We start from the raw sequence: 9344 nt of genomic DNA, 5'->3' as shown, positions 1-9344 counted from the left end.
GACATCATCCGGGGGCAAACCCTGCCGTATCATAGGAGGGTCCGATGGACCTGATCGCACAGCTCGAGGCGGAGCAAGTCGCCGCGCTCGGCCATGACATTCCCGACTTCAAGGCCGGCGACACGATTCGCGTCGGCTTCAAGGTGACCGAGGGCACGCGCACCCGCGTGCAGAACTACGAAGGCGTCTGCATCAGCCGCAAGAACGGCAACGGCATCGCCGGCTCGTTCACCGTCCGTAAGATCAGCTTCGGCGAGGGGGTGGAGCGCGTCTTCCCGCTGCACTCGACCAATATCGATTCGATCACCGTGGTGCGCCGCGGCCGGGTCCGCCGCTCCAAGCTCTATTACCTGCGCACGCGCCGCGGGAAGTCCGCCCGCATCGCCGAGCAGTCCAACTATCGCGCGCCCAACGCCAAGGAGACGGTGTGATGAAAGCCGATACCCATCCCGACTACCACATCATCGACGTCAAACTGGTCGATGGTACCGTCGTTCAGATGAAATCCACCTGGGGCGGCGAGGGCGACCAGCTTGCGCTCGACATCGACCCCTCGGTGCACCCCGCCTGGACGGGCGGCACGTCCCGCCTGATGGACACGGGCGGCCGCGTCTCCAAGTTCAAGAACAAGTACGCCGGCCTGGGCTTCTGATCCCACGCGCCATCATCGCGACACGGTCGGGCCGCCCTCGGGCGGCCCTTTCGCGTCTTGGGCCCCGCTCCCGCCCTCAAGATTCCCGGATATCGGCCCGCCATCGCTTTCATTGCGTGCGAGCCATGCGTAGTCTTGCGCCCCGGGGCGTACCATACGAGTGAGCCATGGCGCATATTATCGTATTCGGAAACGAGAAGGGCGGGTCGGGCAAGTCCACGACCTGCATGCATACCGCAACGGCGCTGGCGCGGTCCGGCGCACGGGTTGGTGCGCTCGACCTCGACCTGCGGCAGCGGACATTTACCCGCTACCTCGAAAATCGCGCGGCCTACGCGGCCAAGAACGGTGTCACCCTGCCGACGCCGAAGGTGGCGCAGCTGCCGAAGGTCGACCGCAACGGGCTGCAACCGGGGGAGAACCCGTTCGACAAGGCGCTGACCCTTGCCGTGGCCGAATTGGAGGCCGATTGCGACTTCGTGGTCATCGACTGCCCCGGCAGCCACACGCGGCTGAGCCAGGTCGCCCATTCCCTGGCCGACACGCTGGTCACGCCGCTCAATGACAGCTTTGTCGATTTCGACCTCCTGGCGAAGATCGACCCCGATTCCAGCCGCATCCTCGGTCCCTCGGTCTATTCCGAGATGGTCTGGCACGCGCGCCAGTTGCGCGCCAAGGCGGGGCTGAAGCCCATCGACTGGATCGTGTTGCGCAACCGGCTGGGCAAGCAGGAGATGCACAACAAGCGCAAGATGGGCCAGGCGTTGCAGGATCTCTCCAAGCGCATCGGCTTTCGCGTCGCCCCCGGCTTCACCGAGCGCGTCATCTTCCGGGAGCTCTTCCCGCGCGGCATGACCCTGCTGGACCTCAAGGATATCGGGGTGGCGAACCTGAACCTCAGCAACATCGCCGCCCGGCAAGAGGTGCGCGACCTGCTGAAGTCGCTGAACCTGCCCTCGATCGAGGCGGCGTTCTAGACCCCCGTCACGCCCAGCCCAGTTGCTTCAGCGAGTGGGCGTCATTCCAGATTTTCGTCATGTGGCTGATCTTGCCGTCCTCGAAGACCATCGCATAGACGTAGTCCGCCGCGACCGTCTTACCCGTCGCAGGGACGGGGCCATCGACCGTATGCGTTCCGTGGAAGACGGCAAAGGCCGTGACCGTGTTGTTCGCCTCATCGGTCGAAAAGGCCTTGAGTTCGTAGTGCCCGTCGGGAATCGGGACAAAGAGGCCCTTCATCCATTCGGTATAGGCCTCTACGGTCGTGACATCGGCCAGGGCGTCGCATTGGGCCGCGAAGGCGGCGCCATCGTGGCAGAACGCCTTGCACCCCTCCCAGCCCTTGCCTGTTTCACAGGCCTCGAAAAAGTCGCGCGCGGTGGTTTCGATAGACATCGTGAGCCCCCTGGATGTCGAGAATGCGGGTCACACCGTCGCGGCCCGTGCCTGAGACTAGGCTCGATTGCCCACCCCTCAAAGAAGTTTCGTCAAACGCCGGCCGCTCTGCCTGACAGTCGGGCGATTGCCCATCCCGACCGATTCCGACTTTTGGCCGCCGCTTGCCCCCAGTCGGGCCACATTTCCATGATTTTTCGGGATTGAGAAACAGCCGTGGGGGCTCCCTCATGAAGCACGAACGCTTCGACCCAACCGTTTTCGTCGCGACCGGTCCCCGCACCGCCGTTCTGCTGCCCTGCAAGGACGAGGAGGCCGCCATCGGCGCGACCGTCGCGGCCTTTCGCGCGGCCCTTCCCGATGCGGTCGTCTATGTCTTCGACAATGGCTCCACCGACCGCACCGCCGAGGCCGCGCGGGCCGCGGGCGCCGTCGTCCGGACCGAGCCGCGCCCAGGCAAGGGTAATGTCGTGCGCCGCATGTTCGCCGATGTAGAGGCCGACATCTACGTGCTGGCCGATGGCGACCTGACCTATGACGCCGCCGCCGCACCCGCCATGATCGAAAAGCTGCGGGCCGAGCGTCTCGACATGGTCGTCGGCACCCGCCGCCACAGCGACGCCGCCGCCTATCGCCCGGGCCACCGGCTCGGCAACCGCCTGCTGACCGGATTGGTGCAGCGCATCTTCGGGCGTCGGTTCGAGGACATGCTCTCAGGCTACCGCATCTTCTCGCGCCGCTTCGTCAAGACCTTCCCGGCCATGTCCCACGGCTTCGAGATCGAGACCGAGCTGACGATCCACGCGCTCCAGATGCGAGTTCCGGCGGGTGAAGTCGCCACGGAATATGCCGCGCGGCCCAAGAATTCGGCCTCCAAGCTCTCGACCTATCGCGACGCGATCCGGATCCTGCGCACCATCGGCCTGCTGGCCAAGGAAGAGAAGCCGATGGAGGTCTTCGGCGCCCTGACCCTGGCGCTGGGCCTGCCCTCGGTGGCGCTGTTCCTCTCGGTCTTCCTGGAATTTCTGCGCACGGGCCTGGTGGAGCGCTTCCCCACGCTGATCGTCTCGGTCGGGGGGCTTGGCCTTGCCGTCATGTGCTTCGGCTGCGCGCTGATCCTCGACAGTCTGGCGCGGAGCCGGCGGGAGGCGCGTTATGCGCTCTACCTCCAGCATCCGGCGCCGCAATGAGGCGCTCAGGACCGGTCCAGCACCCGCCGCGCGCCCAGGTAGTTGATCCCCATGGCGATGATCGACGCGCCCGCCAGCGCCGCCAGAGGCGGCAGGCCCAGGATCAGGCCGAGCAGGTAGAGGCCGTAATTGGCGGCAAGGCCCAGGGACATCGCGGCGAGATAGCCGCCGAACTCGCGCAGGCTGGGGTGCGCGCCTGTTCGGAAGGTGAGCGTGCGGTTCACCGCCCAGGTCGTGATCACGGCCAAAAGGAAGGACGGCCCGCGCGCCGCCCAGGCCGGAAGACCGGCCCAGAGCCCCAGCATCAACACGCCGGCATCGACGACGAAGCCCGCGCTCCCCGCCAGGACGAAGAACAGCGCGCGCCGCATCCGGTAGGAGGGAGACGGACCCATGACGCGCCGAGTAGCCCCTTGACCCGTTGCGCGCCAGCCCCGCGCGGGAGGTGCGCGCGATGACCATGAGTGCCGCCCCTGCCCGTCTCCGCGCGGGCCTGCCTCTTTGGCCCGCAATCTGGACGGGCTGCTTCGTCCTGCTGCTCGCGCTGTGGAGCACGATCGGCCTGCCGGACGGCCCGGTCGAGACGATGGTGATGGGCAACGACGCGGGCATGCGCCTGCTCACACTGCGCGACCTGAGCGCGGGCCAGGGCTGGTTCGACGCAAGGCAGCCTCGGCTGGGGCTGGACGGAACGGAGATGCACTGGTCGCGGCTGGTCGATGCGCCGATGCTGGTGCTGGTCGCGGCGTTGGAGCCGGTGCTCGGCCGCGCGGGCGCGGAATACGCCCTTCTGCTGGTCTGGCCGCTGGCGATGCTGGCGGCGGTGCTGGCCACCTGCGCGATGATCGCCCGCCGCCTTGGCGGGGATTTGGCCGCCTTGCTGACGGTTGGCGCCGGACTGCTGACGCTGATGCTGCGGTGGCGCTTCATGCCGGGGGATATCGACCATCACAACGTGCAGGTGCTGCTGCTGGTGCTGGCGCTCTGGGGCGTGCTGACGCGCCACGAATCGCGATGGGCCGCACCGGGCGCGGGGCTCGCCATCGCGGCAAGCCTCTGCGTGGGCGTCGAGACCTTGCCGCTGCTGACGCTGCTGGGACTCACGGTCGCGGGACTCTGGGCCACGGGCGGGGAGGCCGAACGCGCGCCCGCCCTGGGCTTCACCCTGGGCCTTGGCGGCGGGTTGACCGTGCTTTTCCCACTCACGGCGCCGGAGATGGCCTGGCGCGGCGGGTTCTGCGATGCCATTTCGACCGACCTCGCCATCCCTGTTCTGGCGGGCGCGGCCTTGCTGGCCGGGCTGGCCTGGACCCTGTCGGAGCGCGCGGCGCCGGTCCGCGGCGCGGCTCTGGTCGGCGGCGGCGCGGCCTTGGCCGCCGCCGTGGCGGTCTTCATGCCGACCTGCCTCTCGAACCCCTATGCGGCGCTCGATCCCTTCCTCGTCGAGCATTGGCTGAAACAGACCGACGAGGCAAAAGGCATCGCCATGAAGACCGCCGAGGGCGAGCTCAGCTACCTCGTCATCGCCGTGATTTCCGCGCTGGCGGCCATTGCCCTGCCGCTCACCATCGGCCGGGCGGGCCTGCTGCCTGGGGCGCTGATTGGTCTGGGACTGGCCATCGCGACCTACCAGGTGCGTGGGCTGCTCTCGGTCGTCGTACTGACGGTTCTCGCCCTGTCGGTCGTGGCCGCCATCCTGCGCGACCGGGCAAAGGCGAGGCCCGCGCCAGCGACGACCGGCCTCTCCGCCGCTGCGGTCTTCCTGCTCGCCGGGGCCGCGACCTTGCTCGGCCCCGGCAGCAAGATTCTGGAGCCAAGGCCGACCGCGACCGCCAGCACGCCCAGCTGCGCCGAGGCAGGGGCCTGGGAGGCCCTCGCCGCCCTGCCTCCGGGGCGGGTGGCCAACGGGTCCAATGCGGGCGTGCCGATTCTGCTTGGGACCGGGCACAGCGTGCTGGCGGCGCCCTATCACCGCAATCAGGCCGGGCTCCGGGTCGCCTACACGCTGATGCTTGCCGAAACCGACGCCGAAGCGGAGGCTGTCCTCCGACGGACCGGTGCCGACTACGTCGCGCTCTGCCCCGGCGATGGCGATGTCGCGACCCTCATCGACGGCCACCCGGACAGCTTCGCCGCCCGCATCGCCGCGGGCGCGGTGCCCGCCTTCCTCCGCCCCGTTCCCGGGACGGAGACAGCGGCGGCCCGGCTCTTCACCGTTGGCCCTCAATCGTAGCGCAGCGCCTTGGTCTTGCCGCGGAACACCCAATAGGCCAGCGCCGTATAGCCAAGGATCGACGGCACCACGAAACAGGCCCCGATCAGGATGATCATAAGGCTCTCGGGCGCGGAGGCCGCCGCGTAGATCGTCAGCCGATCCGGCACGACATAGGGGTAGAAGCTGTAGGCGAGACCGAGAAAAGCGAGCGTGAACAGTCCCAGCGCCGAGACGAAGGGCGCCCAGGCCCAACGATCTCCTTGCGCGGGCAGATGCCGGAACGACCGCCAGAGCAGCCAAAGCAGGCCCAGCGACAAGAGCGGCAGCGGCAGCAGATAGAGAAACGTCGGAAAGGCGAACCATTTGTCGAAGATCCGCGGGCTCACCAGCGGCGAGGCGAGCGAGATCGCCCCGATGCCGATCACCAGCCCCCAGATGCAATTCTGCGCCCAGCGCACCGCCGCCGCCTGCAACGCGCCCTCCGATTTCAGGATCAGCCAGGTCGCGCCGATGAAGGCATAGCCCACCGTCAGCGCCAGCGCGCAGAGCGTGGCGAAGGCGACCGTGAGGACAGTGAACTCCAGCCCCATCACGTAGAGGCCCAGCATGAACCCCTGCGCCAGCGTCGCCATCAGCGAGCCCACGAAGAACAGGCGGTTCCAGAGTTCCTTGTATTTCGCCCGCGCCTTGACCCGGAACTCGAACGAGACGCCGCGCAAGATGAGGCCCACCAGAAGCACGAAGACCGGCAGGTAGAGCGTCGACAGGATCATCCCATGTGCCGCCGGAAAGGCCACCAGGAGCAGGCCGACGGCCAGCACCAGCCAAGTCTCGTTGGCGTCCCAAAAGGGGCCGATCGACGCGACCATCATGTCGCGCCTTTCGTCATCGGAGGCCAAGGGGGTGAGGATACCCACCCCCAGATCATAGCCATCCAGAATGACATAGAGCAGGATCGACACGCCCATCAGGCCGGCGAAGACGAAGGGCAGCCAGGTCTCGGGCGGATATCCAAACATCTCCATGGGACTCACTCCGCCGGAACCAGGCCGCGATCCTCGCGGGCGATGGCGTCGACGACGGCCTCGCCGGAGGAGGGGGTCATCGAGTCGAGCGGGTCGTCCCCGGACGCCTTGAGCGCCAGATAGACGATCACACCGACATAGGCGAAGAGCAGCACCGCGTAGATCGCGAGATAGCCCAGCAGCGTCGACAGGACCATCGGCGCGGGCACGTCGGCCACGGCCTCCGCCGTCGACATCACGCCTTGCACCAGCCAGGGCTGACGGCCGATCTCGGTCGTGTACCAGCCCGCGAGCGTCGCGACCCAGCCCGAGAAGGCCATTGGGACCAGCGCGTAGAGCATCGGCCTAGGCAGGCTGCGGAGGACGAAGCGGCGCTCTACGCCTGTTTCCGGATCCGGACGGCGGCGCCAGAGGAAGACCATCGCGCCCCAGCTCAGCAGCAGCATCGCCATCCCCGTGCCGACCATCACGCGGAACGACCAGAAGACCTTGTCCACCGGCGGGTGCAGGACGGTCCCGTCCTCGGTCACGAACTCGTCGAGCGCGGGGATCGGCGCGTCGAAGCTGTGCCCCAGGATCAACGAAGCCATGCCGGGCACGCCGATTTCCATCCGGTTCTCCCGCGCCTCGTCATCGGGCAGGGCGAAGAGGATCAGGGGCGTGTTGCCGTCGGTATCGGACCAGTTGCCCTCCATCGCGGCCACCTTGGCGGGCTGATACTCCTTGGTGTTGAGGCCATGCAGGTCGCCCATGAAGATCTGCAAGGGAATCAGCAGCGCGGCGAAGGTGATGCCCACCCGGATCTGCGAGCGCACCGCTTCCTTCCGGTCGCCCCGGAGATAGCGGAAGGCGGCGACGCCCGCGATGACGAAGGCGACCGTCAGGCCCGAGGCCAGCAGCATATGCGCCAGGCGGTAGGGCATCGACGGGTTGAAGATGATCGCCCACCAGTCGGTCGCATGCGCCACGCCGTCGATCATCTCGAAGCCCTGGGGCGTGTGCATCCAGGAGTTCAGGACGATGATCCAGAAGGTCGACATGGTCGTGCCGAAGGCCACCAGGAAGGTCGCCAAAGTGTGCAGCCAGGACGGCACGCGGCTGAAGCCGAACAGCATGATGCCGATGAACACCGCCTCCAGGAAGAAAGCGGTCATGACCTCATAGGCCAGGAGCGGCCCGGCGATATTGCCGACCTTCTCCATGAAGCCCGGCCAGTTGGTGCCGAACTGGAAGGACATAGTGATGCCCGAGACGACGCCCATCGCGAAGGAGAGCGCGAAGACCTTCACCCAGAAGCGATAGGCCTCCATCCACTTCAGGTCCCCGGTCCACTGAAAGCGCAGCTTGAAGAACAGCAGGAACCAGCCCAGCGCGATCGTGATCGTCGGAAACAGGATGTGGAACGAGATGTTGGCCGCGAACTGGATGCGGCTCAGAAGGAGGGTGTCCATCATGTCCATGTCAGCTCTTTCCCCAAATCTTCATCTTCTGCGCCGTGTCGAGCAGGCCACCCAGGCGGCGGCCCATCGTCATCAGCTGGACCAGACGCTCGGTCTCCATCCGGCTCATCTCGTCGTGGAACTGGGTCATCATCTCGATCAGCTCCCGCAGCTCGGCGATGCGGGCCTCGGCATAGGCGTCGCCGCCCGGGCCACGCATCTCCAACTCCCGCAGGGTCGAGAGGGTTGGGTCGATTTCGCGCTTGCGGCGTTCGGCCACCAGGGTGCGCACGATCTCCCACAGGTCGTCGGGGGTGGTGAAATAGTCCCGCCGGTCGCCGGGCTTGTGGCGCAGGCGGACGAGATTCCAGGACTGAAGCTCCTTCAGGCCCATCGACGTATTGGACCGGCTGATCGACAGCGCGTCGGTGATGGTCTCGGCGTTTAGCGGCTCTTCCGACAGAAACAGAAGCGCGTAGATTTGCCCGACGGTGCGGTTGATCCCCCAGCGCGAGCCCATCTCGCCGAAATGGAGGATGAAGTCTTGATGGAGCGGTGGAAGGTTCATGGCACGCATTTCAGTAATTTCTGAAATGCAAGTAACCGACCCTGCGCCATGGAAAAGGGGGGTGCGACGCCCTGCCCTACCGGGTCTTCCGGGCGGGCCGCCGTTCCAGCCGCCGGAGCCCCAGCGACAGCAGGATCGTCATCGTCAGATAGAGAAGGGCGACCACGTTATAGGTCTCGAAATAGCGGAAATTGCCCGCCGCCGTGACCTTGCCCAGCTGCGCGATGTCGAGCACGCCGACCACGCTGACCAGGGAGCTGTCCTTGACCATGGCGACGAAATCGTTGCCCAGCGGCGGCAGGATCGTGCGGATCGCCTGCGGAAAGACGATGAAGCGGAAGCGGTGCCAGCGCTTGAGCCCCAGCGCCTGAGCCGCCTCGATCTGGCCTGTATCGACGGATTGCAGCCCCGCGCGGAAGACCTCCGCGATGAAGGCGGAATAGGCCAGGACCAGCGCCAGGATCGCCCGCCAGAGCAACGGAAAGTCCCGTGTCCGCGCCTCGGGCAAGCCAAGCCAGTTCCAGAACGCCACGAGCGCCGGGGCCAGCACGAAGGCCACGTAGAGCAACAGCACCAGGATGGGGATGCCCCGCAGGATCTCGGTGTAGAAGCGCGCGATCTGCCGCAGCACGAGGCTGCCCGAAAGCGACATGAGCGCGATCCCCAGGCCGACCAGCGAGGCCCCGGCGAAGGCGACCAGCGTCACGAAGATGGTGATGCCCACGCCCCGCTGAAGCGTGACCAGCACTTGACGCGCCCCGTCATCGAGCCCGATGGCGACATAGGCTCCGCCCAGCAGGACGGCGACGGCGACCAGCCACCAAGGGAAGTCGCCGTCGGGCGCACGGTCAGGTCCCACG

11 protein-coding genes are annotated in these 9344 nt (G+C 66.9%); 5 read left to right on the top strand and 6 right to left on the bottom strand.

Going from position 1 to position 9344, the window contains the following annotated elements:
* Positions 1-44 precede the first annotated feature (44 nt).
* From rplS to DTQ71_RS16430, 3 genes are all read left to right on the top strand, one after another.
* Positions 45-431 (top strand): 50S ribosomal protein L19, encoded by a 387-nt coding sequence (gene rplS / locus DTQ71_RS16440; RefSeq protein WP_109565390.1) that lies wholly within the window; start codon positions 45-47, stop codon positions 429-431.
* On the top strand, positions 431-652 hold the full coding sequence (gene rpmE, locus DTQ71_RS16435) for a 50S ribosomal protein L31 (RefSeq protein WP_109565389.1): 222 nt from the start codon (positions 431-433) through the stop codon (positions 650-652). Before rplS ends, rpmE begins: the two co-directional genes overlap by 1 nt.
* A 167-nt stretch (positions 653-819) precedes the next feature.
* The gene (locus DTQ71_RS16430; RefSeq protein WP_109565388.1) at positions 820-1629 is read left to right on the top strand and encodes a division plane positioning ATPase MipZ; all 810 of its coding nucleotides are present in this window, start codon (positions 820-822) and stop codon (positions 1627-1629) included.
* Between the two features lie 7 nt (positions 1630-1636).
* Here DTQ71_RS16430 and DTQ71_RS16425 read toward each other — a convergent pair whose 3' ends face one another.
* Positions 1637-2047, bottom strand: coding sequence for an ester cyclase (locus DTQ71_RS16425; RefSeq protein ID WP_109565387.1), 411 nt, complete (start codon positions 2045-2047; stop codon positions 1637-1639).
* Between the two features lie 230 nt (positions 2048-2277).
* Here DTQ71_RS16425 and DTQ71_RS16420 point away from each other — a divergent pair, with 230 nt between their 5' ends.
* A complete protein-coding gene (locus tag DTQ71_RS16420; protein WP_109565386.1) occupies positions 2278-3237 on the top strand; it encodes a glycosyltransferase family 2 protein in 960 nt (319 codons plus the stop codon).
* Positions 3238-3242: 5 nt separating this feature from the next.
* Here DTQ71_RS16420 and DTQ71_RS16415 read toward each other — a convergent pair whose 3' ends face one another.
* Entirely contained in the window at positions 3243-3632 is a 390-nt protein-coding gene (locus DTQ71_RS16415; RefSeq protein ID WP_211317150.1) for a GtrA family protein, read from the bottom strand.
* Positions 3633-3691: 59 nt separating this feature from the next.
* On the opposite strand from DTQ71_RS16415, the gene DTQ71_RS16410 reads away from it, so the two are divergent.
* Complete coding sequence (locus tag DTQ71_RS16410; protein ID WP_109565384.1) at positions 3692-5470, top strand: hypothetical protein; 1779 nt, start codon at positions 3692-3694, stop codon at positions 5468-5470.
* Here DTQ71_RS16410 and DTQ71_RS16405 read toward each other — a convergent pair.
* The 4 genes from DTQ71_RS16405 to DTQ71_RS16390 all read right to left on the bottom strand — a co-directional run bounded on the left by DTQ71_RS16405 (position 5461) and on the right by DTQ71_RS16390 (position 9343).
* Complete coding sequence (locus DTQ71_RS16405; protein WP_109565383.1) at positions 5461-6477, bottom strand: cytochrome d ubiquinol oxidase subunit II; 1017 nt, start codon at positions 6475-6477, stop codon at positions 5461-5463. The two genes, DTQ71_RS16410 and DTQ71_RS16405, sit on opposite strands and share 10 nt — an antisense overlap.
* A gap of 5 nt (positions 6478-6482) precedes the next feature.
* Complete coding sequence (locus DTQ71_RS16400; RefSeq protein ID WP_211317149.1) at positions 6483-7937, bottom strand: cytochrome ubiquinol oxidase subunit I; 1455 nt, start codon at positions 7935-7937, stop codon at positions 6483-6485.
* Position 7938: 1 nt separating this feature from the next.
* Positions 7939-8484: a GbsR/MarR family transcriptional regulator gene (locus tag DTQ71_RS16395; protein ID WP_109565382.1), complete on the bottom strand. Its 546-nt coding sequence runs from the start codon at positions 8482-8484 to the stop codon at positions 7939-7941.
* A 76-nt stretch (positions 8485-8560) separates the two neighbouring features.
* Complete coding sequence (locus tag DTQ71_RS16390; protein WP_109565381.1) at positions 8561-9343, bottom strand: amino acid ABC transporter permease; 783 nt, start codon at positions 9341-9343, stop codon at positions 8561-8563.
* Between the last annotated feature and the right edge of the window lies 1 nt (position 9344).

Source organism: Jannaschia seohaensis, from assembly GCF_900116765.1.
GTDB lineage: Bacteria > Pseudomonadota > Alphaproteobacteria > Rhodobacterales > Rhodobacteraceae > Jannaschia > Jannaschia seohaensis.
This window is presented reverse-complemented; position numbering and strand designations above follow the sequence as displayed.

Coding starts and splice junctions, on each gene's coding strand:
- rpmE (WP_109565389.1), top strand. CDS start 431: ATGAAAGCCGATACCCATCCCGACTACCACATCATCGACGTCAAACTG.
- DTQ71_RS16395 (WP_109565382.1), bottom strand. CDS start 8,484: ATGAACCTTCCACCGCTCCATCAAGACTTCATCCTCCATTTCGGCGAG.
- DTQ71_RS16410 (WP_109565384.1), top strand. CDS start 3,692: ATGACCATGAGTGCCGCCCCTGCCCGTCTCCGCGCGGGCCTGCCTCTT.
- DTQ71_RS16400 (WP_211317149.1), bottom strand. CDS start 7,937: ATGGACATGATGGACACCCTCCTTCTGAGCCGCATCCAGTTCGCGGCC.
- DTQ71_RS16425 (WP_109565387.1), bottom strand. CDS start 2,047: ATGTCTATCGAAACCACCGCGCGCGACTTTTTCGAGGCCTGTGAAACA.
- DTQ71_RS16415 (WP_211317150.1), bottom strand. CDS start 3,632: ATGGGTCCGTCTCCCTCCTACCGGATGCGGCGCGCGCTGTTCTTCGTC.
- DTQ71_RS16405 (WP_109565383.1), bottom strand. CDS start 6,477: ATGGAGATGTTTGGATATCCGCCCGAGACCTGGCTGCCCTTCGTCTTC.
- DTQ71_RS16430 (WP_109565388.1), top strand. CDS start 820: ATGGCGCATATTATCGTATTCGGAAACGAGAAGGGCGGGTCGGGCAAG.
- rplS (WP_109565390.1), top strand. CDS start 45: ATGGACCTGATCGCACAGCTCGAGGCGGAGCAAGTCGCCGCGCTCGGC.
- DTQ71_RS16420 (WP_109565386.1), top strand. CDS start 2,278: ATGAAGCACGAACGCTTCGACCCAACCGTTTTCGTCGCGACCGGTCCC.